Raw genomic sequence first — 26,264 nt, forward strand, 5'->3', positions numbered from 1 at the left:
CCGACTGTCACCACAGCTCATCGCGAGGAGCAGCGCCCCATGTGCGATTCCGCGGACGTCACCCACGCCGTCCTGGCCAAGAACGACGGCCTGGCCGAAAGCCTGCGCGCCGACCTGGCCCGGCGCGGGGTGAGCGAGGTCAATCTGCTGTCCAGCCCGGGCAGCGGCAAGACGGAACTGCTCGGACGCGTGCTGGCCCGTGCGCTGGAGCGGCGTATCCCGGTGGCCGCGCTCACCGCGGACCTCGCCACGGAGAACGACGCCCACCGACTGGCCCGTTCAGGAGCACCGGTCAAGCAGCTCCTGACCGACGGGCTGTGCCACCTGGAGGCCCGGCAGCTGCGCGGCCACGTGGAGAGCTGGCTGCCGCAGGACACCGCGCTGCTCTTCGTGGAGAACGTCGGCAACCTCGTCTGCCCCGCGTCCTACGACCTCGGGGAAAGCCTGCGCATCGTGCTCATGGCGGTGACGGAGGGCGAGGACAAGCCGCTGAAGTACCCCACCGCCTTCGGCTCCGCCCACCTGGTCGTGCTCACCAAGACCGACCTGGCCGAGCCCGCGGGCTTCGACGAAGACTCCTTCAACGCCCATGTGCAGCGGGTCAATCCCGGGGTGGAGGTCGTACGGACCTGCGCCCGCACCGGCGACGGAGTCGACGCCGTCCTGGAGCGCGTGCTCGCCGCGCGCGACGGGGGCCCGGTTCACCGGCCGCCCCTCGCACCCCACCCCCACGGCCATACCCATGTCGACCCCCGGGGCGCATCCGGCCTCACCGCCGGCCGCGTCTCGTGACAGCGCCCACCACCCAGGCGGTGCGCCGCCGCGTCACCGTACGCGGCACCGTGCAGGGCGTGGGTTTCCGCCCGTACGTGCACCGCCTGGCCACCGGCCTCGCGCTGACCGGCTTCGTGAGCAACACGGCGTACGGCGTGCTCATCGAGGTCGAGGGACCACCGGACGACGTCGCACGGTTCCGCGACCGGCTGCCCGCCGAGTTGCCGCCGCTGGCCGCCGTCACCGAGGTCGCGATCGAGGACCTGCCCGCCACCGGGGCCGACGACGCCTTCACGATCCGCTCGACCGAGCAGTCCCCGGGACGCACCCTCCTCCCGCCCGACACCGCGACCTGCGGCGACTGCCTACGCGAGCTGGCCGATCCTGCCGACCGCCGCCATCGGCACCCCTTCGTCACCTGCACCCACTGCGGGCCCCGCTTCACCATCGCCACCGGGATGCCGTACGACCGGGCCGTCACGACCATGGCCGACTTCCCGATGTGCCCCGCCTGCGCCCGGGAGTACGGCGACCCCGGCGACCGCCGCTTCCACGCCCAGCCCGTAGCGTGCCCCGACTGCGGCCCCAGGCTGCGCCTCGTGCCCGCGCCCGGCAGCGGCATCCGCGCCGCCAGGGACGCCGAGGCGCTGACGACGGCGCGGGCGCTGCTGACCGCCGGTCGGATCGTCGCCGTGAAGGGCCTCGGCGGTTACCACCTGGCCTGCGACGCCACCGACGCACGCGCCGTCGACAAGCTGCGCACCCGCAAGGAGCGGGGCGACAAGCCGTTCGCGGTGATGTGCGCGGACCTCGCCACCGTGCAGCGGATCGCCGCGGTGTCCGCGGCCGAGCGCGCCGCCCTCACCAGCGCCCGGCGTCCGATCGTCCTGCTGCGCCGGCACGCGTCGAACCTCGCTCCCGATGTGTGCCCCGGCAGCCCCCACCTCGGCGTGATGCTGCCGTACACCCCTGTCCACACCCTGCTGTTCGGCCTGCCGGGCGATCCGCCCGGCCCGCCCGCGCTGGTCATGACGAGCGGCAACCGCTCCGGCGAGCCGATCGTCACGGACGACGACGAGGCGCTGACCCGGCTGGCCGGGCTGGCCGACGCCTGGCTCGCCCACGACCGGGTCATCGCCTCCCCGTGCGACGACTCGCTGCTGCGGGTACGCCCCGACGGCACCGAACAGGTGCTGCGCCGCTCCCGCGGGTACGTGCCCCGGCCGCTGCGTCTGCCGGTCGCGGTGCGTCCCGCGCTCGCGGTGGGCGGCGATCTGAAGAACGCGCTGTGTGTCGGCGAGGGCGACCAGGCCTGGTTCGGCCCGCACATCGGTGACATGGGCGACCTGACCACCCTGGAGGCCGCGCAGCGCGCGGAGCGGCGGTTGCGGAGCCTGACCGGTGTGAGCCCCGAACTCGTCGCCGCGGACCGGCACCCGGCCTACCACTCGACTCGGTGGGCTCGCCGACATGCCCGCCAACTGACAGCTTCGGACGCTGCGTTCGTCCAGCACCACCACGCGCACATCGCCTCGGCCATGGCCCAGCACGGCCTCGACGGCACCACCCCCGTGATCGGCGTCGCGTTCGACGGCACCGGGTACGGCGACGACGGCACCGTCTGGGGCGGCGAGGTCCTGCTCGCGGACTTCACCGGCTACCGGCGTTTCGCCCATCTGGCGCCCGCGCCGCTCCCCGGCGGCGACGCGGGCGTGGCCAACCCGTGCCGTCTGGCGCTGGCGCGGCTGTGGGCCGCCGGCCTGCCGTGGGACGCGGACCTGCCCAGCGTCGCCGCCTGCGCGCCAGAGGAACTGGCCGTACTGGAACGGCAGGTGACGCGCCAGGTGGCCTGCGTGCCGACCTCCAGCATGGGACGGCTCTTCGACGCGGTGTCGTCCCTCGCGGGTGTGTGCCACCGCGTGGGATACGAGGCCCAGGCCGCCCTGGAGTTGGAGGCCGCGGCCGCTGCGGCCTGGGGCGCCGACGCCACGGCGTACGCCTTCGGCGTCGGCACCGGTCCCGTGCGGTGGGACCCGGCCCCGGTGCTGAGCGCGATCGTCGCCGACCTGCGGCGCGGCACCCCGGCACCGCTGATCGCCGCGCGCTTCCACCGCGGCGTCGCGCAGGCGGTGTCGGAGATCTGCAGGCGTGCACGCCGGACCACCGGTCTGGCCACCGTGGCCCTCACCGGCGGCGTCTTCGCCAACGCGCTGCTGGAGGAGGGCTGCACGGAACTGCTCGCCGCCGACGGCTTCACCGTACTGCGCCACGGCGAAGTCCCCCCGAACGACGGCGGTTTGGCCCTGGGCCAGCTGGTGGTCGCGGCGCACCTACGACAGGAGGAGTGACCCATGTGTTTGGCAGTGCCCGGCAAGGTCGTGGCCATCGACGGCAGCGCCGACCCGCTCACCGGGCTGATCGACTTCGGCGGCGTGCAGAAGCAGGCGTGTCTGGAGTACGTCCCCGATGTCCGGGTCGGCGAGTACGTCATTGTGCACGTCGGCTTCGCGCTCCAGCGCCTGGATGAGGAGTCGGCGCTGGCCTCCTTGAAGCTCTTCGAGGAACTGGGGCTGCTGGAGGAGGAGTTCGGCGACGCCTGGGAACAGGCGGCGCAGGAGGACGGAACCTCAGCGGCATCGGAGCGCGAGAACAGCGGGAGTGAGGCGCGATGAAGTACATCGACGAGTTCAACGACCCGGATCTCGCACGGCGGTTGCTGGACGAGATCCATGCCACCGCCACCCACCCGTGGGCGCTGATGGAGGTGTGCGGAGGGCAGACCCACTCCATCATCCGACACGGAATCGACCAACTCCTCCCCGAGCAGGTCGAGTTGATCCACGGCCCCGGCTGCCCCGTCTGCGTCACCCCGCTGGACGTCATCGACCAGGCGCTGGAGATCGCTTCGCGGCAAGGGGTGATCTTCTGCTCCTTCGGCGACATGCTCCGCGTTCCGGGCAGCGACCGCGACCTGTTCCGGGTCAAGGGCGAGGGGGGCGACGTACGCGTGGTCTACTCCCCGCTGGACGCCCTGGAGTTGGCCCGCCGGAACCCGGACCGGGAGGTGGTGTTCTTCGCGATCGGCTTCGAGACCACCGCCCCCGCCAACGCCATGGCCGTGCACCAGGCCCGCCGCCTGGGCCTGACCAACTTCAGCCTGCTGGTGTCCCATGTGCGGGTACCCCCGGCCATCGAGGCCATCATGACCTCCCCGGTCTGCCGGGTGCAGGGCTTCCTGGCCGCCGGCCACGTGTGCAGCGTGATGGGCACGGCCGAGTATCCGCAGCTCGCCGAGCGGTTCGGCGTACCGCTCGTGGTGACGGGGTTCGAACCGCTGGACATCCTCGAGGGCATTCGCCGGGCGGTGCGCCAACTGGAGCGCGGTGAGCACCGGGTGGAGAACGCGTACGCGCGGGCCGTGCGCGAGGCGGGCAACCCGGCCGCCCTGCGCATGATCGAGGAGGTGTTCGAGGTCACCGACCGCAACTGGCGCGGCATCGGACGCATCCCGCTGAGCGGGTGGCGGCTGGCCAAGGCCTTTCGGGCGTACGACGCCGAGCACCGCTTCGACGTCGGCGGCATCCGCACCGAGGAACCGGCCGAATGCCGCAGCGGCGAGGTGCTCCAGGGGCTGATCAAGCCGACCGAGTGCGCCGCGTTCGGCACCACCTGCACCCCGCGCACCCCGCTCGGCGCGACCATGGTCTCCAGCGAGGGCGCCTGCGCCGCCTACTACCTGTACCGCCGGATGAACGGCCCGACGCCCCAGGCCACCCGGGCCACGCGCGAGGAGATGAACCCCGTTGCCTGAGCTCGCCGACACCATCGATCCCGCCCGGTGGACCTGCCCCGCCCCCCTGCGCGACCAGCCCGTCGTGGTCATGGGGCACGGCGGAGGAGGCGCCCTCTCCGCCGAGCTCATGGAGCAGGTGTTCGCTCCCGCCTACGGCAACGCCACCCTCGCCGCGCTCACCGACTCCGCCGTGCTCCAACTGGGCGGCGCCCGGCTGGCGTTCTCCACCGACTCCTATGTGGTCAGGCCGCTGTTCTTCCCCGGCGGCAGCCTCGGCGACCTGGCGGTCAACGGCACGGTCAACGACCTGGCGATGAGCGGCGCCAGGCCCGCCTACCTGTCCGCCGCCTTCGTACTTGAGGAGGGCGTTGAGCTGACCGTGGTCGAGCGCATCGCGCGCGCCATGGGGGCGGCGGCCGAGACGGCCGGGGTCACCATCGCCACGGGTGACACCAAGGTGGTGGAGTCCGGGCACGGCGACGGTGTGTACGTCACCACCGCCGGGGTCGGGCTCGTGCCCGACGGGGTGGACATCCGCCCCCAGCGGGCGCGGCCCGGCGACGCCGTCATCGTCAGCGGTCCCATCGGCCTCCACGGCGTGGCGATCATGAGCGTGCGGGAGGGGCTGGAGTTCGGCGTCGAGATCGCCAGCGACACCGCGCCGCTGGCGGACCTGGTGGCCGCCATGCTGTCCGTCACCCCGGACATCCACGTGCTCCGCGACCCCACCCGCGGCGGCCTGGCCGCGTCCCTCAACGAGATCGCCCGCGCCTCGGGCACCGGCGTCCGGCTGAACGAGCGCGTCATCCCGGTGCCGGACGCCGTGGCCAACGCCTGCGGCTTCCTGGGCCTCGACCCTCTCTACGTCGCCAACGAGGGGCGACTGGTGGCCTTCGTACCCGGGTCGGCGGCGGATGAGGTCCTCGCGGCGATGCGCGCCCACCCGCAGGGCGCTGGTGCCACGCTGATCGGGGAGTGCGTCGCCGAGCACCCCGGCATGGTCGTGGTTTCGACCGGCCTCGGTGGCACACGCGTGGTCGACCTGCCGCTCGGGGAGCAACTGCCGCGCATCTGCTGATGCGCGCACGGGTGGCCCCGCCGGCGCGTACAGCTCCGGCGGGGCCACCCGTGCGTGTCAGGCCGATGCCCGTAACGACTCGATACCGGTGATCGCCAGCTCCCGCCCGCTGCGCAGGTCGTTGGACGGCTGATCGCAGCGCGGGCACCAGAAAAACGGGGGCATGCCCACCGCGAACTCCTCGGCACACGGGCCGCAGTAAGCCTGTGCGGAAACCTGCTCCACCACGAGACGGGCCGCGGCCAGGGCAGTGCCGTCGCGGGCCACCTCGAAGGCGAAACTCAGGGCGTCGGGAACGACCCCCGCCAGCTCGCCGACCCGGACGGTCACGGCGGAGACGGCATCGGCTCCGTCCGCCCGGGCGAGCGCGTCGGCCTGCTCGATGATCGCGGTCGCGATCGACAGCTCGTGCACCGCCGGCTCACGGGTACCGGCGGCGGGCGCGGAAGCCGCCGACGGTCATCCGCCGGATCCGCGCCTCACGCACCAGGCTGGGGATCTCCCGGACGCACAGCGCCAGGGAGAGCACGCCCACGACGAGAGCCTGGGCCTTCAGCACCCGCCGTCCCGTCATCACGGCTCCCGCGCGCGGGGCGGCCGGCCTTCTTCCTGCTCGTTGGACCTTCATTCCGGTAACTCCCTGCTGTTCCTCAACCCGGCGGGATGTTCGGCATGATCTTCAGGAGAGCGTCATGCTTCTTCGAACGGATCCCGGTGGAGCGGCGCGCGTCGGCGGTGCCGTCCTCGTGGTGCCCGCTCTGGTGCTCGTACGGCCCTTCGTTGCCCTCGTGCATACCGGGCACATGCCTGGGCGTGTCGGGCTTGGCCTGGGGCCGGCCGACTCTGATGGTGCCCATGGGGTGCTCCTTCCTCGCCTCCGCGCTGCGGAGGACGTGCTCAGGGCCGCTCGGTGAGGTCCTCGAAGAACCCTTCGACGGCCCGCCAGACCCGGCCCCCGCCGGACAGGCCCCGCCATTCCCTGCGTACGACCGCGACCATGCGGTAGCAGTCGTCGATCGGCACGATCCAGTGGTGGTCGAGGCCGTGGACGGTGTTCACCAGCAGTGCCTCCACCTCGGGTGCCATGGATGCGAGCTGCGGACACATCGCGGCCAGCCGCTGCCAGGACGCCGCGTCCACCTCCCACCGCATGGCGCCCGCCGGGCTCGGGCCCTGGGCCGTGACCGTGCCGTCGGCCCGGGGCACGAAGAAGACCAGCCCCACGGGCACACCCAGGATCGCCGTGTCCACCCTGGGCAGCCGGACCCTGCGCCGGGGGACGAGCCGGTAGCGCCCCTCGCCCGCCGCGTCGTCGGCGAACAGCACCGAGCAGGGGCGGCAGACGCAGCGCACCTCGTCGTCGCCGCCGTCGTAGAGGTGGCGGTGGTCGTCGGGCACCGGCGCCGCGCACAGTTCGCACAGCTCGGCCGCGGACGTCGCCGTGCGGTCGGCCGCGGAGCGGATGAGGCGGGCGAGCGCTCCGTCCGTGGTCACGGTGCACCTCGGTGCGTGAGCGTGGCCAGTGGTACGAAGGCCGGGGCCGGCCGCCGGTCCGGGGCGTCCGGCAGCGGCTCCACCGCCGTCAGCTCCGGAGCCATGGCGAGTACGGCCTCCCGGACCGCGGCGGCGACCTCGGTCGCCCCGCCGCCCCCACCCCCGCACCCGCTGCCACAACCGCCACCCGTCGTCACTCGCACCCGGCCCACCTGCCCGTCCACGCCGGCCCACTCCACGTCACCGCCCCCTTCGCGTACGGCGGGCCGCAGCCGTTCGACCGCGCGGGCGGCCCGGCGCTCGACCGGCTCCGGGTGGATCGCGTGCAGCACCATCAGGTGCCCCAACAGCTCGTCGTCGGCGAGGCGTTCGGCCAGCTGACCGTCCGCGTGGTCCAGGACCCGGGCGAGTGCCTCGCCGTAGACCTCGGTGAGCAGAGCCACCGCCTCGACAGCGGAGCGTGTGTGCGGACCGGGGGCGGAGTCGAGCCCTGCCAGCAGTTCGTCGAGACGGGCGAGCCTGGCCTCGACGGCTGGGTCCGCGAGACGTTCGACGGCCGGGGCCTCAGCCATGGTTCGCCCCGTACGTCGGCGAGTGCAGGGTCGTCAGCGTCTTGCCCTTGCCCATGTACATGTGCACGCCGCACGGCAGACAGGGGTCGAAGCTGCGGACGGTGCGCATGATGTCGACGCCCTTGAAGTCCTCCGGCCCGTTCTCCTCGAAGATGGGCTGGCCCTGGACGGCGTCCTCGTAGGGGCCGGGGGTGCCGTAGCTGTCGCGGGGGCTGGCGTTCCACGGGGTCGGCGGGTACGGGTGATAGTTGGCGATCTTCTTGTCCTTGATCACCAGGTGGTGGGAGAGGACGCCGCGCACCGCCTCGTGGAAGCCGCAGCCGATCGCCTCGTCAGGCACCTCGAAGTCCTCGAACACCTTGGTGTCGCCGGCCCGCACCAGCCCCATGGCCTCCTCGATGAACTGCAGGGCCATGGCGGCCGCGTAGGCCACGAAGTACGGCCGGGCGCGGTCCCGTTCGAGGGTGTTGCTCCACTTCGGGATGTGCCACTCCAGGGTCGTCTCCGGCAGCGTCTCGCCCTTGGGCAGGGAGATACGCACGCTGTTGCCGGTGGCCTTGACATACGGGGTGTCGACCAGCCCGCTCAGCGCGGTCGACCACAGCCGGGCGAGCGGGCCGCCGCCGGTGTCGAGGGCGAGGTGCTGACCGGACTTCTTGTCGTACCAGCGCGGGCTCATCACCCACGTGTACTTGTCGGCGAAGTCCCGCTTCTGCGGCACGGGGAGCGTCGTCTGGTTCCACGGGTGACGCATGTCGACGGGGTTGCCCAGCGGGTCGTGGGTGACGAAAGGCTTCTCGTTGACCCAGTCGTCGTAGTACGAGCTGCCGATCAGGATCCGGATGCCGAGGTTGATGTCGACGAGGTTGTTGGTGACCAGTTCACCGTCGACGATGACGCCCGGGGTGACGTACATCGCCTTGCCCCACTCGTTCATCGTCGCGTAGCGGTAGTCGCAGACGGCCGGGTCCTGCCAGGCGCCCCAGCAGCCGAGAAGGACGCGGCGGCGGCCGACCTCCTCGTAGCCGGGCAGCGCCTCGTAGAAGAAGTCGAAGACGTCGTCGTTCATGGCGACGGCCTTCTTGACGAAGTCGATGACCCGCATGAGCCGGCTGAGGTAGTCGGTGAAGACGGTCGGCGTCGGCATCGTGCCGACGCCACCGGGATACAGCGCGGACGGGTGGACGTGCCGCCCCTCCATCAGGCAGAACATCTCGCGGGTGACCCGGCTGACCTTCAGGGCCTCCTTGTAGACCTCGCCCTCGAAGGGGTTGAAGGCCTTCATGATGTCGGCGATCGTCCGGTAGCCGTGGATGTCCCCGCGGGGCGCGTCGGTGCGCTCGGCGCGGGCCAGGACACCGGGGTTGGTGGCCTTGACCATCGCCTCGCAGAAGTCCACGAAGACCAGGTTGTCCTGGAAGATCGTGTGGTCGAACATGTACTCGGCCGCTTCGCCGAGGTTGACGATCTGCTCGGCCAGCCGGGGTGGCTTGACGCCGTACGCCATCTGCTGGGCGTAGTCGGAGCACGTGGTGTGGTTGTCGCCGCAGATGCCACAGATGCGGGAGGTGATGAAGCCCGCGTCCCGGGGGTCCTTGCCCCGCATGAACACCGAGTAGCCGCGGAACAGCGACGAGGTGCTGTGGCACTCGACGACTTCCTGGTTGGCGAAGTCGATCTTCGTGTAGATGCCCAGGTTCCCGATGATGCGGGTGATCGGGTCCCAGGACATGTCCACGAGCTGTGGCGGCTTGCGTCCCGTAGGCCGGGCTTCGGTTGTGGTCATCGGTGGTACGGCCCCTCGCTGTCGGTGCTGTCGGTGCTGTCGGTGCTGTCGGTGCTGTCGGTGGCTGATGGGTGGCTGCGTGCGTGGATCGTGGAGTGCGCGTCAGGAACGCCAGTACGGGTCGTAACCGCTGGTGAGCTTGCGGTTCTTGTGGCGCCACTTGGTCTCGTGGTTCACCAGGTCGTTCGTGAAGCCGCGCAGCCGGCGGACGACGGCCCCGTACGGCTTGATGACCAGCGACGACAGCGTGGCGCCGGGCGGCTCGTCCATGAACGGCATGAACGCGTCGGGGAAGGCGGGCATCGTGCACCCGATGCAGATACCGCCGACGTTCGGGCAGCCGCCGACGCCGCCCATCCAGCCACGCTTGGGCACGTTGCAGTTCACGACCGGCCCCCAACAGCCCGTCTTGACCAGGCACTTGGGGGAGTTGTAGTCCATCGCGAACTCGGCCTGCTCGTAGTACGAGCCGCGGTCGCAGCCCTCGTGCACCGTCCTGCCGAACAGCCACTGCGGGCGCAGCATGTGGTCCAGCGAGGGCGGGGGCGCGGAGCCGGCCGCGTGATAGAGGACCCAGACCAGGGTCTCCATGAAGTTCTCGGGCTGGATCGGACAGCCAGGCACGTTCACGATGGGCAGGCCGCCCTGAGAGGTGAAGTCCCAGCCGAGGTAATCCGCGAGGCCCATGCACCCGGTCGGGTTGCCGGCCATCGCGTGGATGCCGCCGAAGGTGGCGCACGTGCCCGCGGCCACCACCGCCCAGGCCCTGGGGGCGAGTTGGTCGATCCACGTGTTCAGGGTTTCCGGTTGGCCGGTCTCCAGGTCGTTGCCGAAGGATGTCCAGTAGCCGTCGCCCTTGATGATGTTCTGGTTGGGGACCGAGCCCTCGATGACGAGGATGAACGGAGCCAGCTCGCCGCGCGCCGCCGCCCGGTACGGAGCGAGGAAGTCCTCGCCGCCCAGGGTCGGTGAGAGCACCTTGTTGTACAACGTCACCTTCGGCAGACCCGGGATCAGACCGAGGACCAGGTCTTCGATGGAGGGCTGGTCGGCGGCCGTCAGGGAGACGGTGTCGCCGTCGCAGCTCATCCCCTCGGAGATCCAGAGGATGGTCATCTCGTCGAAGCTGCTCTGCTTCTCGGCGCGGCCGGGTTCGCCGCGGACGTCGGTGGTGCCGCCATGGATGGTCATGTCATCGGCCTTTGCTGCAGGGGGTCTCGGAGTCGGTCGGGTGCCGCGGCGGGAGCCGGGGCCGACGTCTCGTCCGGGGCGTCGGCGGACCCGAGTGGCTGGAGTGGCTGGAGTGGCTCGAGCTCGTCGGGGCGGAAGTAGTGGAAGCGGCCATACCAGGTGTGCAGTTCGGACGCGGGGTCGTCGTCGACGGTGACGGCGAGATGCACGCTGCCGTCCACGTCATGGAAGACGGCGGCCACGTGTGCGGTCCGCCCGACCAGGAACATGTCCTGGGCGTCGGCGCCCCGGCCCCTCGGGCACAGCCGTACGCGGCTGCCCTTCCCCAGGGGGACGCCGTCGACGAGCACGGTGTCGGTGGCCGGGGACAGATCGGCGTCGGCGCCCTCCTGCCACCAGACGGGTCGTTCGGCGGCGGGGACGTCGGGCGTGCCGGTAGTGGGGAACGCGGGCGTAACGATGACAGGGGTGGCAGGGGTGGCCGGTGCCAGGGAGCGGACGGCGCCGTGCAGCCGCGCGAAGACCTCCTGGGGCATCGTGTCGACCCGGTCGAGGATCGCGGCGGCCCGCGCGTCGGTGGCGCGTGCCTCGCGCTTCTCCTCGTCCGTCAGCAGCATCGTGCGCAAGGTGAGAATCTCGTCGATCTCAGCGGCGTCGTGCAGGTCACCCGGGCTCTCCGGCGCCACCTGAGGGTGATCGGGGAGGATGACCGGCGAGGAGAGCAGGACGTGTCCGGTGGTGCCGACCCGCGGGTCAGGGCTGTCACTGGTGCTGGTCCGGGCCGCGGGGGGTTCTTCGCCGCCGAGCACGGGAAAGGTGAATTCGTTCCGGCACGCGCGGGCGTGTTCGCGCAGCCCGGCGGGCGGATCGATCAGTGAGACGAACTCCACGCCCTCACCGGCGACAAGGGTGTGCGTGGCGATGAGCGCACGGCGCAGCGCCTCGTCGCGAGGGGTCCCCGGAGACGGTGCGGGCCCCATGTGTGCGGTGCGCACCCGGAGCCGGCAGATGTCCTGGGAAAGCCGCTCGGCCATGAGCGTGATGCCGGCACATACCTCCTCTCGGCGCCGCACCGCCCTCCCGACGCCCCCGGGCAGTGGCTCGCTGTCCACGCCGGCCGCCGCTTCCACCGGAACGGTGTGTTCACGCCGGAGGAGGTCGTCCAGGGGAACGGCGAGGTCGGCCTTGCGCGGTACCGCCTCGTCGAAGGTCAGATGCGCCACGCCGTCGTCCGTGCGCAGCGACGCGACCGCACGGTGGCTGCCGTTCCGGCCGGCCTCCTCCATCTGCTTGTGCTGCATCTGCAGGTACCGCAGCCTCACCCGTACGACCGCACCGGGCCGTCGGACGCGCAGCAGACACTCGGTCTGCTGATACCAGGAATCCGCGGAACCGGACACACCTGGGACGACCGGGCCGGCCTGTTCCACCCAGTCCCGGGGGAACAGCACCCCGAACTGCCAGCGGACGCGGTTCTTGGTGGAAGACCGACGGTAGGGGTAGAGGAGGTACCCCTCGTAGAGGACTGCGTCGGCGACCGCGCTCATCTGCTCGAAGCCGTACCAGAACCCGTCCGGCGGCAGCTCTGTGCCAGCCCCTGTGACAGCACACGTCACGCCGCCCTCGACCAGGCCGTCCGGCATCCCGCCTCCTTGGATTCCTGCGCCTCCTCTGTGCGCCCATGCCTTCCACCACGGTCACACCGCTCACGCGCCCTCGCCCCTCCGGCCGAGCGGAACTGAGCCATTCGGGGGGTCAGCCTGTGCCGGACCGGCCGTGGAGGCGGACGCCGTTCCGCTGCGGTTCCGGCGGCCCCGGTCGCTCAAGGTCCTTGCCCTTGTGGGGCCTTGTGCCTGACGGATGCGGGTCTCAACTGCCCATCTGGGGCAGGACTCTGGCTCCAGCCAGGTGATCATTGAGGTGAATGCTCAGGGCTTGGGATCATGCGAGAGCGAGCACGACCGCCAGCGTCGAGTCGTACTGCTGCTGGCGCCCGGCGACCGACTCCAGGACCTGCTGGGCGCTCTCCCACTCCGCGGGCTGCGCCGTGGCAAAGTCCTGCCAGCCGATCACCACGAGCAGCGGCCCGGCACCTCGGGTCCCCAGCCCAGGTCGCCCGCGGCATCCGTGAACGCGTCCCAGTTGCGGCCGGCCGCCGCCGGCAGGCCCAGGGCGCTCGTGCAGCGGTCCATGAATCCGGCCTGGTCCGTGACGCCGGCGAGGTCGAGGGGGATGACCTTCCAACCGGCCGCACGGACTACCTGCGCGAGAGTGGCGTGGGTCATTTCAGCACCGCCTTCAGGGTCCGGTCCGCCTCTTCCTGGAGCCATCCCCGTGGGCGCGGGGAGCACCGGATGCCGACGATCGGCGCCGGCTTGTCGAGGGGACCATCCCCGCGGACGCGGGGAGCACGTGGCTAGACCCATCATCAGGCCTACCGCCTGGGGGGGGGAGCCACGTTGAGCGTCCTCCCCTGCGCCGGAGCCACCCTGGAAGACTCCTTACACCGGTGCGGCCCCAAGCTGCTGCCGGGCCCTGGTGAACGACGACTTGTTCGGGACCGACTGGTCCAACGACGGAGACGGCGCGCTGGACTCCACCGGCGCGAACGCGACAGACTGCGGCAACAGGGCCTCTTGGAACTGCTCGTTGGCTTCGACAAGCCCGAGCTGCCAAGAGGCCCTGCCTTCATGCGCCCACACCCACACGATCACCCGGTCAGAAGCCCCGTTCGACCAGACAAGCCCGCTGATCGGTAAGCGGATGGCTTCTGAAACCGCACAGGGCACTGAGGCCGGTCAGGCAGAGGTCTGGCCGGCCTCACGCTGTAGCCGGATGAGGAGGGCCATGAAGTCCAGCTCACCCAGGCCAGTCGAGATGCACGCCTGAAGCAGCTGCTGCACGACGCCGGTGACCGGCAGCGGAACTCCACCGGCTGCCGCCGACTCGAGGGCCAGGTCCACGTCCTTGCGCATAAGCCGCGAGCTGAACGTCGACGTGTAGTCGTCCGCCAGGAGGGGCCCGATCTTGTACTTCACGAACGGTGACGCGACCGCCGAGGCGCCGACGATCTCCAGAAGCTTGTCCCGTTGTACATCGTGTGCCTCCGCCAATGCGATGCACTCGGCGAGGAGTTCGGCCGTCCCGGCGACCATGAGGTTGAGAGCCAGCTTGATGATTCGGGCAGCATCCCCCTCGCCGGCGTAGAACACATGGGGACCGATGTCGCGAAGCAGACTTTCCACGGACGTAAAGTCGGCGTCCTCACCCGAGGCGATGATCGTGAGGTTCCCTGCACGCACGACACCCGGGTTTCCGCTCACTGGAGCGCGTAGGTAGCGGACGCCGCCGGCGGCAGCCGCGGCGGCCACCTCACGGGAGACCTCCGCAGAGACAGTGCTCATGTCGATGAGAGTCCGTCCCTTGCCGGACGCGGCGTGGGCGAGCCCACCGTCGGGCGCGAGCGCGATATCGGCCAGGGCATGGGAGTCTGCGACCATCGTGATGCAGACGTCTGACCGGGCCCATGCCTCATGGGGGGCGTCCAGCTCGAACGCGCCCTTGGCCACCAGGCCGTCTGCCTTGCCTTTCGACCGATTCCAGACGCTGACCTCATGGCCTGCGCTGATGAGTCGTTCGGCAATGGCGGATCCCATCTGGCCGAGACCCAGCACGGATACGTCCACGTTCATCTCCTGGGGACAAGGTGCGCGACATGCGCAAAGGGTTGTTGATCTCACCCAGGCCAGACACCTCGCGGTGATGCGCAGTACTGGCCTGGACGCCTGGACGGGGTCTTGCTAGATCGATGAAGCGAGCTGCCAGTCGAACGCCAGCTGCGCATGGGAACGGGGATCGCAGAGGCTGCCGAATCTCCCACCGAAGTACACAAGGGGGTCCGAGTCGACGGAGTAGCCGCAGCTGACCACCTCGCCGATGAAGATCGTGTGGTCTCCCCCGGCGATCTCTTCCTTCACGTTGCAAGCGAAGTGAGCGACTGAGCCGTCGACAACCGGGAGGTCGTGGTCGGTTCGCAGCCCCATGCCGGCGAACTTGTCGTCACACCGGCTCGCGAACCGAAGCGCGTGCCGTTCCTGGCCTTGTGAAAGAACGCTGACAGCGAAGACTCCGGAGCCGGAAATCGCGTCCCTCGTCGCAAGCGTGTTTCCGACGCACACCAGCAGCATGAGCGGATCCAGTGACACAGACGCAACAGCGCTGGCCGTCATCCCTGCCGGTCCGTTCGGAGTCCTGGTGGTCACGATCGTGACGCCGGTCGTGAACCGCGCCATTGCTCCGCGAAAGGTTGCACGCATCTCCTGCGTGGTCGATGCACCCATGATGCCCTCCGTTGCCTGTAACGAGATGGCTTGAGCTTTTCCTGTAGCCAGGTGGCTTGAGTGTGGCTGACGACATGTTTACCGATGCGAAATCGGCCGGACCTATCGGCGCAGCTGCATGACGAGCCGGCGAACCTCGTCGGACGGGGGCACGCCGAGCTCCCGCATCCGCGCGACGTACCGTTGGTAGAGCGCCAGCACGGCGTCATCGCTGCCGCTGGCATGCGCCAGCCTGATGGCGAGCTGCCAGGCCTGCTCACGGTAGGGGTCTTCGCGAAGCACCCGGTCGACCAGTCCCTTTGCCTCGCGATAACGGTTCATTCGATACGCGAGCTTGGCTGCGTCGACTCGAGCCGACAAAAAGGTCTCGGCCAGGACTGCACGCCGCTCGGCGACCCACTCACCTGAAACCGTCGCAAGGTAGGGCCCCTTCTCAGCACTGCTGAGGGCGCGCAACAGCGTCTGGAGACGAGTCTCTCCGTCCTGTCTCCCAGCCTGAGCGACGAGGTCGACTGACTGTTGTGCCGAACCCATGGCCAACGCGGGGCCAACCAGTTGAATGACGTCGCCGTCCTGCGACGGGCCCAAGCCGTCAGGCAGTACCTCGCGAAGCCGGTAGAGCGCCTGCCGCAGATAGCTGCGGCTGGCAGCATCATTGCGGCCGCCGAAGAGCGCCCCGAGAAGCTCTTCGCGTGTGGCCCTGCGGTCGGGTGCCCAGAGCAGGTAGCTGAGGAGCTCGACACTCTTCGTCAGCCGGGGCTGAGTCAGGTTTCCGTCGACCGTAAGGGTCGGCTCGCCGAACTCCTCAAGCACGAGTCGGGGCGTACTCACGTTCACGCGTACGGGATGTTCGCCCGAAAGCACGGCAAGGATCTCATGCCAGGCCGACATGCGACTGGACTTGGTGTCCGCAGCTCTGGCCGCAACCGACGGCACGTCCGCCAGGGCCGTCAGCAGCAGGTGCTGTGTTCCGTGCGTCGATGCGGAGACCATCGCCAGGTCGGCTGTGGCGTCGGACTCATCCTGGAGGCCGAGACGCCATTGTGCCTCGGCCAGGTACACGGCAACCGTCGGAAGATCGAGATGGCGGTCTCCCTTCTGCATGCTCCGGAGGCATTCCACGAGGTACTCGTGCCCCTCGGCATCTCTGTTCTGCCGAAGCATCGACAGACCCGACCACATCAGCCACGTCTCGCGTGTGAGGGTGTACTCCAAGGCTCCGTTGGCAGTCGCCTCCGCCAGCACGCGATCGGCACGTTGCGTGTCACGCTCGAGGCGCAGGCACAGCTTGGCTTCGACAAGCAGGCTCAAGTTCTTGTACACCTTCGAGCCGGTTGATGCGATGAGCTCTCTCCCCCGCTTGATGGACGCGCAGGCTTCGTCTCCGCGGCCGAGGTCAAGCATGAGATCGACCGCGTCGACGGCGTGCAACCAGACCGGCTGCGATGAACCACGGCGAGGCTCGAACATCGACATCGCGGCATCGAGTCGCCCGGTGACGCGCAGCGCGGCAACGACCCACGGGCCGCCGAGTATCGTGCGCCACGGATCGAACGACCCCGGGTCATCGAGTCCTTCAAGGCGACCGCGCAAGAAGGCAAGCCGCATCAGCAAACCGTCGAGTGGGCCGGACGGCGTGGTCGAGTACTCGGGAAAAGGTGGCGGCTCCTCGCCAGTGGCCAGCGCGATCAACGTGTGCGCGATGAGCCAGTTCCGGCCCGGTGGCAGCTGATCGGCAATGGACTGCGCCTCCTCGATCCGACCGGAGTGCCAAAGGCACCAACAGGCCAGGACGTGGGCCTCCTCGAAGTCGGGAGCCCCCGGCTCCGGAAGCCAGTCATATCCATGGCGATCGACGAGTTCCACTCCGCGATCGCATTGCTCGAGTGCGAACGCGACGCGCAGGATGACCGATCCGATCTCCGGGGTCGGCGTCCGGACCGACGCTCCCAGCGCATCGAGCCACCGTGCCGCCGGCGCGAAGTCCATCCGCGCGACGAGGCTGGGGAGGGCTACGGCAGCCAGCCGCCCAGCCGCCTCCAGGTCCCCGAGCCGGAGCAACTCGTCGACGGCTTCCTCGTGCTCGCCGCCGGCGATCAGGACCTCGGCGTGCCTGCGACGAACCGCGCCGAGCGTCCTGGCATCCTCCCGTCCCAGAGCCTTGCGCAGAAAGTCGCGAAACACCGGGTGCGGCGTCATGCGCGAACCGTCCGAGGACCACGTCACCGGAAGATGCCGGGCGCGGAGGTCCGCCATGACCTGCGCCGCATTCTCCTGACCCAGGGCCCGGGCACCCTCGACCGACACCTCCTCCAGCAGACTGGTATGAATGAGGAACGTTCTCTCAACCAGCGAAAGCGAGTTGAAGACGTTCGCTGCGACATAGGACCGCAGCGAGTCGGGATCCAGCTCGCGAGACTGCGCATGTCGCCAGCCCTCGAACAAGACACCAGTGACCCATCCCCCGGTAGCCGCCACCGCCTGAGCCGGATTCACGTCGACATGGCCGACCGTCCGTAGTGCCGCGGCGGCTTCCTGGGCGTCGAAAGAAAGATCGCTCTCGACCAGCTCGCCCACCCGGTCGCGCTCGCTCGTCGAGCCCGAGTCGAGGCGGACATCGACGCGCGAGACCAGTACGAGGTTCACGCCGGATGGCAGGTAGCGAGCGAAGGACGACAGCACCGCGACGCAGGTCTCGTCGGGGGCGATTCGCTCCACGTTGTCGCACACGAGGATGAGCCGGCTCCCTTGGAGGCTCTCAGCCAGCAGTCCGGCTGCCTCACCGATGTGGAGACTGCTGCTCAGGGCATCAGACGCCACATCGGCTGCGCTGGGGACAGCGCCCTCAACAGCCGCCTCGAGATAGACGAGCAGGCGGCCGGCCGCCTGCTCCGTACCGTCGAGTGACAGCCAGGCAACGGGCCTGTCGAGGTCACTGACAGCCAGAGCCACTGCCGTGGTCTTGCCGGCCCCGGCTGTAGCGAAGACATTCACCACAGTGTGGCGGTCGAGCAACCCTCTCAACCGTTGGCTGAGCCTCTCGCGAACGACGATGTCCTTCGCCGGCTCCGGCATTGCCAGTTTCCGTCTGATGATCGCGCGATGCTGTCGACCTGGCGCCTCTGAGCCGCTTGGTCGACCGGGATCGGAGTCACCCATCGATCGTCGCGTCCTCCGTGCGCCTCAGTGCTCTTCCGGGAGCTTACGCCAGTCGTCCGGGAAGAAGAACCCGTCCGAAGTCGGAGGAATCGGCGACTGCACTTCGATCCAACGGGCCGGTTCGGCACGTTCGTTGACGAAACCATGAGTGCCGTTGGTGCCTGCCCACACCAGATCGCCCGTCTCGATGACCTCCTCCTTGCCGTCGAGGGTCCCTCGCATTCCGCCGGATGTGAAGTAGTAGATCTCCTCGAACGGGTGGTAGTGGACCTTGGCCGCCTGGCCCGGGCCGGACTTCGGCGCGATCTCGCACACGAAGACGGTGTGATGCTGTGCTCCCAGGAGCTGGTCGACCATCATCCTGAGGCTGATGTTCTTGACGTTGGGACCGTGGTAGCCAGGCATCGACAGCTGCGCGTACGGGGCCATGTCCGAGTCCTCGAAGTGCCCGACGAAGCGATGCCGTGGGTCCGTCTCGGACGGCCGACCGAGATTCTCACCCGGAGCGGGCTTGGCGGCGATGCTGCTACGGGCTCCGTCGAACGTCGGCGGCTTCGGCGCGCGTACTCCGAGATACGTGAGTCCCTCATCACCGGCGGTCAGTGAGTGGGCGACGCCGACGGGCGCCACACCGTAGTCGCCGGAACCGAGTTCGTAGCGCAGACCGGCAAAGGCAGCTTCGCCGGTTCCGCCCGTGATGAACCAGGACTCCTCGAACGGGCAGCGGGTCCAGCCCGTTGTCGCGCCAGGAGCCAGCTCGTACAGGCTCACCTCCAGGTGCGAAGCACCCTGCTCATGCCCGACCAGGAGCGCCTGCCGAAGACCCGGCACGCCCTCGACATCGAAGAACTTCCGATCCGCCGCACGTGCGATGTAGTAAGCCATGTCAACCTCTCCGTCCACACGCGAAGATGCCCTGGCCGGCATCCCTCGCCTAGTTGCTGGGTGATCCTCGTCGGGCCTCCGCCCGAGGGAACGCTAAGGACGGCGGTCCGCGGCCGGCAACGGCCGCGGACCGCCCTGCACCGTCGTCGGCTCAGCGGACCCGTGAGCCCTCGAGCCGCACGCCGTCAAGGCGTCGGGCATACTCGGCCTGCTCGGTGTAAGCCGTCACCTCGGGGGCCTCGGCCTCCGGAAGGCCACAGACCTTCCGGGCAAGCTGCGTGAGCGGCCCGGAGGGCGACAGCTCCGAGCGCTTCATCGTGAGCATCCGGGTGGCGAGCAGCGGGGTTCCGTTGAACTGCTCGAAGGTGCTGATCCGGTCGCCGAAGTCGGTGAGGAAGAGGTCACGGATGACACGCGAGATGCGCATGCGGTCGTAGGGCTCGCCGACCGCACCCGCCTGCAGCGGCGCGAGCCAGTCGTGGAGCTCGGGGTTCTGCCACTGCTCCTCGGTGGGGAACAGGAGCGAGGCACGACCGGCGAGGTCGATCACCTCGTCCCTCATTTCCGCGTACTTGTCCAGGTAGTACGACCGGCCGAAGTCGAAGAGCAGGACGTTCGGCTTGTAGAGCCCCGCCGGCGAGATGAACCCTTCCGTCTCGGACGCGATCACGTGGGCTCGTATCGTCTGGTAGAACTCGACGAGACGCGCAAGGCGTGCCTGGACGGGCGGAAGCTGGTAGGTGCCGAGGTGCTCGGTCATCAGCATCGCGAGGCCGGCCATGAGCTCGGCCCGGACCATCGTCCGGATGAGCGCCTCGTAGTGCACCCAGTCGAAAATGCGCTGCGGGTACAGCGAAGCGTGCTCGGGACTGCCGATGTGGAAAACGTGCTCCCACGGAATGAACACGTTGTCGAAGATGACGGTGCATTCGAGCTCGTCACCGGCCGAGGCCAGCGGGTGGTTCTCGGGGTCGTCACGAACCGTCGCCTCGCGGGAAACCATCGCGATGCCCGGCGCGTTGGCCGGACACGCGCCGTAAATGACCTGTTCGCTCTCGATTCCCGGGCGGAAGAAGACGCCGATGTGAATGTAGTCGGCGAATGGCGTACCGGTGCTCACGGCTTTGACACCGTTGACCACGATGCCGTCGTCGCGGGTCTCCACGACGCGCAGCGCGGTCTGGGCCGCGGCCTGCTTGGACCGGTCGACCTGAGGGTCGATGAAGGCGAAGGCGCAGTTGAGATCGCCCTCCTTCACGAGCTCCAGGAAGTTCATGATGCCCACGGTCAGGTCACGCCCGCCGGTGCCCACGGACTGGTCACTCCACGGCTTCGGGTCCTCTTCGTAGGTGATCAGGCCATAGTTGTTCGCGCACGGGGTCCGGCCCGTCGAGCCGCCGTCGAGCTCCCGGACCACGGTCTCCAGATACACACGCTTGCGCCGCAGCCCTTCGGCGTCCGTGTGCGTGAACCACATCATCGAACGACGCACTCCGTCGTCATCGACGAAGGTCATGATGTCCTGCATCTCGGGCTCGTGATGCAGGTCGTAGAACTTCGCTATACGCTTGGCCTGCGCCCTGGTTGTCGGGTGGGTCGTGACGTCATCGACCCGTTCACCTCCGACCCAGACAACGCGCCCGTCCCTGAGGGACTCCAAGTACTGGTCGCCAGTTCGCATCAGATGCCACCTTCTCCACTTCACCGTGCTTGAACTGTTCTTGCCGGGTCGTGATACGCGTTCCACTCGACAGAGCGTCGCCCGGGAACTGCCGCGAATCCGTTTGTGAACCTAATCCTCAACGCGTTAGAAGCTGGGAAATCAGCGCCACAATCGGCCGACCATTCGAGCCGTTCAATTCAAAGCCACGGAAACACATCTCGCCCTGAAGTGGACATTCGCTCGGCCGTTGATTTCCTTGAGGTTAGCCACGAGGTGTTAGTGGGGTGTTAACGCGATGAGAGACGCCGTTAGCGATGCGTTAGCCGTCTCCTCAAGTCGGCCGATGCCACTGCCGACCGTAGCAATTGCAGCCCCGCGCCGGAGACCACCGCCTCCCCCGCGCGACGGCAACCCTGATCAGGATCCGAAGCGACCGAGGGCCGGCTCGTCCTCTCACGTGGCGAACTGACCGTCGGACAGCATGAGAAGCCTGGGCGGCCCCGTGCAAGCGAGCACAGTCCCACCCTCCCGCCATGCACACCGCCGGCGTTCCACCGACCGCTCACCCGAAGATCCTTCGCGATCGCCGTGCGCGTTCCGCACACCTCCGGCACCGGTGCAGTACCTCTGCCGGTCGCCGCGTCGTGCAGCAGCTGCTTCAGACGTGCATCTCGACCGGCCTGGGGGAGCTGGATTTCATGGCCCTCCTCGTCCGGCAACAGCGTGAGGCCGGCCAGGCTCCTGCCTGACCGGCCTCACTGTCCTGCGCGGTTTCAGAGCTGGGCTTCCACCGGTGCGGGTGGCTTCGGCATGTCCAGCTCGAAGGCCATGACACGGTGGAAGCGTGACAAGGCATTCCACATGCTGATGCACATGACCAGCTCTACCAACTGTGCTGCGTCGAACACCCGTTGCACGTCGTCGCGGACGCTCGCCGAGACGCCGGTGAGGCCATCGTCCGCGGGGACCGTCGGAAGCATGACCGTCATCTCCTCGGCCAGCTGAAGAGCCAGCTGCTCCTGCTCGGTGAAGCCTTCGAGCTTGCCGCTCGCAACGGCCGCGAGTTCGTCGACCTCCACCCCCTTGGCCAGCGCGGACGTGCAGCGGTGACTCGCTGTATAGCGACAGTGGTTGAGCACGGCGACGCGCACGGCGACCAGGTCCTTCACGCGCCCCTCCAACGCGCCTGGGCCGTTGAGCTGCCCGAGGAAGGGGAGGTATTTGGCGAGCAGGCCAGGACTGTTCCCGATGCCCGCCCAGGTGTTCAGCACTTCGCCGTAGGCCTTCACCCCCTGAGCGAGAGCGGGTTGGTCGACCGATGAGAACTGATCGGATGTGAGTATCGGCACCAGCGACATGGGAATCACCTTTCGACGGGTCCTGCCTGTAAGCGGCTGGCTCGGGGTGGGGGTGGGGCAGACTCCTGGGGAGTGGCCGTATCTGCAGGCTCGGCCGGGCAACGCGGTGAAGCGCCAGGTTTCCGCAGGCCGATCGCCATCCCCATCGTGGCGTTGAACCACGGCACGAGGAAGGTCAGGGCGATGCGAGTCGCCAGCACCCACGTGAACGGGCCTTCCCGGACCTGCGAGTACAGGTTGACCATGAACAGAGTTGACCCGACTAGCAGGGCGGCCGTGGTCGTCTGCGCCAGAGACCTGCCTCGTACGGCGCCGCGCAGCGCCACGCTCCAGGCGACAGCGGGAGCCTTCGCTTCAGGGTCTTGCTCGGGCAGGCTCATTGTGTCCTTCAACACTCCGGACGTCACCTCACGATCCGCTGCGGGTCCTCGAAGAGGCTGATGAACCTGCATCCACTGAGCCTCGACCGCACCGTCGACGGGCCGCTGGTTCACGGACAGGGCGAAACGCATCGTGCGTGCCACGACGCATTGACCTTGCCCCGGTCGCGGCCGCAGATCTCACCGAGGGTCCGCGGTAGGAGAGCGCGAATCTCGCCCGAGACTCTGCGGTCGCCCCCCAGGCCATCGGGCGGAGATCCGCTTACACCGTGACAGAGGATGGATCCAATTTCAACCATCCTCAGAGGGAATCTTGACATCGTGAGGCAGAATGGATCCGATAGCGCCTTAGGTGGCGGCAACCCAGCGGGGCCCGCCCTCTCGAGCTGCGCCTGCACCGCGTCCGACAGGCCCGGGCGGCTGATCATGCGGACGTTCTCGCGGGCGTCGGCACGCAGCAGACGATCGTTGCGGGATCAACAGGCCGATTTATCACGGACGTTGGCGTGCCGCCGACGTAACCGGAATCTGGACTTCCAGTCCGCCCAGTGCGTCCTGACACAGGAGGTTTCCATGAACGTGTCCGCAGAACCCCACTCCCACTCCGAGTTCCCCACCGACTTCCGCGGCGCGGTGTTGCGGCCCGGCGACGACCAGTACGATGCGGCGCGTGCGCTGTACCAGGGCCGTGCCGCCGACGAAGGCCCCGCGCTGATCGCACAGTGCGCCGACGAGGAGGACGTCGCGGCCGTGCTCAGCTATGCCTCCGCACGCGCCATCCCGGTGGCCGTGCGCAGCGGCGGGCATGGTTCCGACGGCTATGCGATGCCCGGTGGGGCGTTGGTCATTGACCTCTCGGCGATGCGGACGGTCACCGTCGACCCGGAGACCCGGGTGGTACGGGCCCAACCAGGCGTCAAGCTCGGCGAGATGGACGCCGCCGCACAGCAGCACGGCCTGGCGGTACCCGCCGGGACGGTCACCAGCACCGGCGTCGCCGGGCTGACTCTGGGCGGCGGCATCGGCTTCCTGATGCGCCGCTACGGCGCCACCGTCGACAATCTGCTGGCCTGCGACATGATCACCGTGGACGGCCGCAAGGTCCGCGCCGACGAGACCGAGAACCCCGAGCTGTTCTGGGCGCTGCGCGGCGGGGGCGGCAACTTCGGGGTCGTCACCTCGCTCGAGTACCGCGCGCACCCGGTCGGCCCCGAGGTCGTTGCCGGACAGCTGATCTTCCCGTTCGACCAGGCCGCCGACGTCCTCGGCAAGCTTTCGGCGCACCTGGCCACAGCCCCGCGGGAGCTGGGCCTGCTGGTCGCGATCGCTGATGCTCCCCCTCTGCCGATGCTGCCCGAGGAGGTGCACGGGAAGCCGGCGCTGATTCTCGTCGTGGTCTACACCGGAGAGCCCGCCACGGCCCATGAGGTCGTCGAGCCGCTCGCCGCGCTCGGCCAGCCGCTTGCCAACCTGGTCGCGAAGACCACATGGCTCCAGGCAAACAGCATGCTCGACGCCGTAGCCCCCTACGGCATGCGCATGAACCTGCGTGGTGGGTACCTGCCGACACTGTCCGCCGACGCCGTCGACGTGCTACTCGACAACGTTGCCGCCGTGCCGTCGAACCCCGGCCTCGTCTACTCGATCAACATCTCGTTCATGGGCGGCGCGATCTCCGAGGATGTCGACGAGGACGCCATGGCCTTCTCCCGTGAGGGAGCCGCCTGGCTGTGGGAAGCAATCTGCAAGTGGGACGCACCCGAGTACGACGCGCAGTACGACGAGTGGGCGACGACCCTCACCGAGGCGATGCGGCCGCACGCACTGACGAACTGTTACACCAACCTCACCGACGACCTGGGCGAAGAGTGGCGGCGCGGAGTGCACGGCAGCGAGGCCAAGCACCAGCGGCTGCGTTCGATCAAGGCCACCTGGGACCCTCACAACCTGCTCCGCTTCAACAAGAACATCGCCCCTGAGACCACCGACTGACCCGACACCGGCGGAGCGTCACACGGGCGGCCCTGTGTGTCGCTCCGCCCCTCGCCCCGTACCGGCGGGGCCATACCCGGGTCTCCGCAGCAACCCGGCCGTAGTCCTCAACGCGGAACCTTCGGTGACCATCTCTGACGTTCCGGGTGATCCTGGAAACACATGATCAAGCAGAGGTCGCCACGCTGCCCGGTGAACGGCGAGCCCCACCAAGAAATGATCTTGGTGGGGCTCAGAGGTCGCGCGGCGGAGGTTCGACGCGGAGTTCCGTGAAGCTCCTTCACGTGCCTGACTCGCGGGCGCCATCGGCGACCCGTGTCCGCGTGGCCCAGCGGGCTTGGGACGGCCTTCCCGTCAAAGGCCGGCAGAGCCGTTTCGGTGGCTGGACTGGCTCCCGGCTGTCGTGTTCAGATGCGACTGCGAGTCGCGCTGGGTTGTCAACGGTCCCGAGACGGTGAAGTAACGCTGGCCGGCGACGAGTAGCTCCTCCGCGGGGAACTTGGTGATCACCTCGCATCCGTCCGCGGTGACCACGAGCTCCTCCTCGATCCGGGCCGCGCCCCAGCCGTCCTTTGACGGCCAGTAGGTCTCCAGTGCGAACACCATGCCCTCTTCGAGCACCTCGGGGTGCTCGAGGGACACCAGTCGGGAGAACACCGGCTTCTCCCAGATCGACAGCCCGACGCCATGGCCGTACTGCAGCGCGAAGGCCGCTTCTTCGTCGGGGAACCCGAACTCCTGCGCCGTTGGCCACACCGAGACGATGTCGGCGGTTGTGGCTCCGGGGCGGACGAGGCTGATCGCTTCGTCCATGTACTCACGGCACCGCGTGTAGGCGTCGCGTTGAGCGGAAGAGGCACTGCCGACGGCGAACGTGCGGTAGTAGCAGGTGCGGTAGCCGTTGTAGCTGTGCAGGATGTCGAAGAACGCAGGATCACCGGGCCGCACGATGCGGTCCGAGAAGACGTGGGGGTGGGGTGCGCACCGCTCCCCGGAGATCGCGTTGACGCCTTCGACGAACTCCGAGCCGAGGTCGTAGAGCGTCTTGGCCACCACACCCACGCACTCGTTCTCGCGCACACCCGGCCGGAGGAACTCGTAGAGGTTTTCGTAGGCGGCATCGACCATCGAGCAGGCATGGGTGAGCAGGTGGATCTCGTCACGTGTCTTGATGCGCCGGGCTTCCAGGAACACCTGTTGGCCGTCGACGACGGTGATGCCCGCGTTCTGCAGGGCCGCCAGGACCGGGAGTTCGATGACGTCGACGCCGAGCGGCTCGCCGAGGAGCCCATAGAGCTCTAGCTCGTGCTTGATCTTCTGGGCGACGGTGTCGGCCATCCCGACCAGGGGGTTGATGGCGCCGCGCAACGTCGAGATGCCGGCGCGAGCGCCGCTCGGGTTGCGGGCATCGGCTCCGTGGTGGGCTCCGTGCGGATCACCGTCCGAGTGGGCCTTCGAGTAGTCCAGCCACGGGTTGTACAGCTGGTGGTGCTTGGCGGCTGAACCGAAGTCCCAGACGATCGGCTCACCTCCCCTGACCAGCAGGGAGAACCGGATCATCTTGTCGATCCCCCAGGTGCCGATGTGGGTCGAGGTCATGTAACGGATGTTGGCGAAGTCGAAGGCCAGGACCGCACCGACGTCGGACTGCTCCAACGACTTGCGGAGGCGGGCCAGCCGCTCGTCACGGAGCCTGCCCATGTCGATGCGGGTCTCCCAGTCGACCGAGTTCGGCCCAAACGTCGGAATCGCCATCACAAGTCCTTTGCCAAGCGGACAGCTACGGGTAGTGGAGCCGC

The 26,264-nt window shown here is 68.8% G+C and carries 23 protein-coding genes; 6 read left to right on the top strand and 17 right to left on the bottom strand.

Annotated features, from left to right (window positions below; all coding sequences use genetic code 11):
* The first annotated feature begins 39 nt into the window (after positions 1-39).
* From hypB to hypE, 5 genes are read left to right on the top strand one after another with little or no spacing between them, the layout of a single operon-like run.
* Positions 40-792, top strand: coding sequence for a hydrogenase nickel incorporation protein HypB (gene hypB / locus C4B68_RS04075; protein WP_099501650.1), 753 nt, complete (start codon positions 40-42; stop codon positions 790-792).
* Positions 789-3,122, top strand: coding sequence for a carbamoyltransferase HypF (hypF, locus tag C4B68_RS04080; RefSeq protein WP_099501577.1), 2,334 nt, complete (start codon positions 789-791; stop codon positions 3,120-3,122). The genes hypB and hypF overlap by 4 nt, the downstream gene beginning before the upstream one ends.
* A gap of 3 nt (positions 3,123-3,125) precedes the next feature.
* A complete protein-coding gene (locus C4B68_RS04085; protein WP_099501579.1) occupies positions 3,126-3,446 on the top strand; it encodes a HypC/HybG/HupF family hydrogenase formation chaperone in 321 nt (106 codons plus the stop codon).
* Entirely contained in the window at positions 3,443-4,585 is a 1,143-nt protein-coding gene (hypD, locus tag C4B68_RS04090) for a hydrogenase formation protein HypD (protein ID WP_099501581.1), read from the top strand. The genes C4B68_RS04085 and hypD overlap by 4 nt, the downstream gene beginning before the upstream one ends.
* On the top strand, positions 4,578-5,645 hold the full coding sequence (gene hypE / locus C4B68_RS04095) for a hydrogenase expression/formation protein HypE (RefSeq protein ID WP_099501583.1): 1,068 nt from the start codon (positions 4,578-4,580) through the stop codon (positions 5,643-5,645). Before hypD ends, hypE begins: the two co-directional genes overlap by 8 nt.
* Positions 5,646-5,702: 57 nt before the next feature.
* Here hypE and hypA read toward each other — a convergent pair whose 3' ends face one another.
* The 16 genes from hypA to C4B68_RS04170 all read right to left on the bottom strand — a co-directional run bounded on the left by hypA (position 5,703) and on the right by C4B68_RS04170 (position 22,093).
* Entirely contained in the window at positions 5,703-6,059 is a 357-nt protein-coding gene (hypA, locus tag C4B68_RS04100) for a hydrogenase maturation nickel metallochaperone HypA (protein ID WP_099501584.1), read from the bottom strand.
* A 7-nt stretch (positions 6,060-6,066) separates the two neighbouring features.
* Positions 6,067-6,219: a hypothetical protein gene (locus C4B68_RS41685; protein ID WP_167458934.1), complete on the bottom strand. Its 153-nt coding sequence runs from the start codon at positions 6,217-6,219 to the stop codon at positions 6,067-6,069.
* A gap of 76 nt (positions 6,220-6,295) precedes the next feature.
* Entirely contained in the window at positions 6,296-6,502 is a 207-nt protein-coding gene (locus tag C4B68_RS04105; RefSeq protein ID WP_099501585.1) for a hypothetical protein, read from the bottom strand.
* Positions 6,503-6,542: 40 nt separating this feature from the next.
* On the bottom strand, positions 6,543-7,139 hold the full coding sequence (locus C4B68_RS04110) for a DUF5947 family protein (RefSeq protein ID WP_099501587.1): 597 nt from the start codon (positions 7,137-7,139) through the stop codon (positions 6,543-6,545).
* Complete coding sequence (locus C4B68_RS04115) at positions 7,136-7,711, bottom strand: NifU family protein (RefSeq protein ID WP_099501588.1); 576 nt, start codon at positions 7,709-7,711, stop codon at positions 7,136-7,138. Before C4B68_RS04115 ends, C4B68_RS04110 begins: the two co-directional genes overlap by 4 nt.
* Entirely contained in the window at positions 7,704-9,497 is a 1,794-nt protein-coding gene (locus C4B68_RS04120) for a nickel-dependent hydrogenase large subunit (RefSeq protein ID WP_099501589.1), read from the bottom strand. The genes C4B68_RS04115 and C4B68_RS04120 overlap by 8 nt, the downstream gene beginning before the upstream one ends.
* Positions 9,498-9,599: 102 nt before the next feature.
* On the bottom strand, positions 9,600-10,688 hold the full coding sequence (locus tag C4B68_RS04125) for an NADH-quinone oxidoreductase subunit B family protein (RefSeq protein ID WP_099501591.1): 1,089 nt from the start codon (positions 10,686-10,688) through the stop codon (positions 9,600-9,602).
* Positions 10,685-12,331, bottom strand: coding sequence for a hypothetical protein (locus C4B68_RS04130; protein ID WP_373682213.1), 1,647 nt, complete (start codon positions 12,329-12,331; stop codon positions 10,685-10,687). The genes C4B68_RS04125 and C4B68_RS04130 overlap by 4 nt, the downstream gene beginning before the upstream one ends.
* A gap of 298 nt (positions 12,332-12,629) precedes the next feature.
* Complete coding sequence (locus tag C4B68_RS44040) at positions 12,630-12,761, bottom strand: hypothetical protein (protein WP_257217297.1); 132 nt, start codon at positions 12,759-12,761, stop codon at positions 12,630-12,632.
* The gene (locus C4B68_RS42935) at positions 12,758-12,973 is read right to left on the bottom strand and encodes a barstar family protein (protein WP_240634171.1); all 216 of its coding nucleotides are present in this window, start codon (positions 12,971-12,973) and stop codon (positions 12,758-12,760) included. Before C4B68_RS42935 ends, C4B68_RS44040 begins: the two co-directional genes overlap by 4 nt.
* A 513-nt stretch (positions 12,974-13,486) precedes the next feature.
* Positions 13,487-14,374, bottom strand: coding sequence for an NAD(P)-dependent oxidoreductase (locus tag C4B68_RS04145; RefSeq protein ID WP_167459001.1), 888 nt, complete (start codon positions 14,372-14,374; stop codon positions 13,487-13,489).
* A 114-nt stretch (positions 14,375-14,488) separates the two neighbouring features.
* Positions 14,489-15,028 (bottom strand): flavin reductase family protein, encoded by a 540-nt coding sequence (locus C4B68_RS04150; protein ID WP_206337065.1) that lies wholly within the window; start codon positions 15,026-15,028, stop codon positions 14,489-14,491.
* A 102-nt stretch (positions 15,029-15,130) separates the two neighbouring features.
* Positions 15,131-18,103, bottom strand: coding sequence for an AfsR/SARP family transcriptional regulator (locus C4B68_RS04155; protein WP_240634173.1), 2,973 nt, complete (start codon positions 18,101-18,103; stop codon positions 15,131-15,133).
* 108 nt (positions 18,104-18,211) lie between these two features.
* Positions 18,212-19,072 (bottom strand): cupin domain-containing protein, encoded by an 861-nt coding sequence (locus tag C4B68_RS04160; RefSeq protein ID WP_167459002.1) that lies wholly within the window; start codon positions 19,070-19,072, stop codon positions 18,212-18,214.
* A gap of 151 nt (positions 19,073-19,223) precedes the next feature.
* Positions 19,224-20,753 carry a 4-hydroxyphenylacetate 3-hydroxylase family protein gene (locus C4B68_RS04165; protein WP_180289243.1) on the bottom strand — a complete coding sequence of 510 codons (1,530 nt, stop codon included), beginning with the start codon at positions 20,751-20,753 and terminating at the stop codon, positions 19,224-19,226.
* A gap of 755 nt (positions 20,754-21,508) precedes the next feature.
* A complete protein-coding gene (locus tag C4B68_RS04170; RefSeq protein WP_099501601.1) occupies positions 21,509-22,093 on the bottom strand; it encodes a carboxymuconolactone decarboxylase family protein in 585 nt (194 codons plus the stop codon).
* Between the two features lie 953 nt (positions 22,094-23,046).
* Between C4B68_RS04170 and C4B68_RS04175 the strand changes: the two genes are divergently transcribed.
* Entirely contained in the window at positions 23,047-24,465 is a 1,419-nt protein-coding gene (locus C4B68_RS04175; protein WP_099501603.1) for an FAD-binding oxidoreductase, read from the top strand.
* Between the two features lie 354 nt (positions 24,466-24,819).
* Here C4B68_RS04175 and C4B68_RS04180 read toward each other — a convergent pair whose 3' ends face one another.
* On the bottom strand, positions 24,820-26,220 hold the full coding sequence (locus C4B68_RS04180) for a M24 family metallopeptidase (protein ID WP_099501605.1): 1,401 nt from the start codon (positions 26,218-26,220) through the stop codon (positions 24,820-24,822).
* Positions 26,221-26,264: the final 44 nt, after the last annotated feature.

It is taken from the genome of Streptomyces dengpaensis (genome assembly GCF_002946835.1).
Lineage (GTDB): Bacteria > Actinomycetota > Actinomycetes > Streptomycetales > Streptomycetaceae > Streptomyces > Streptomyces dengpaensis.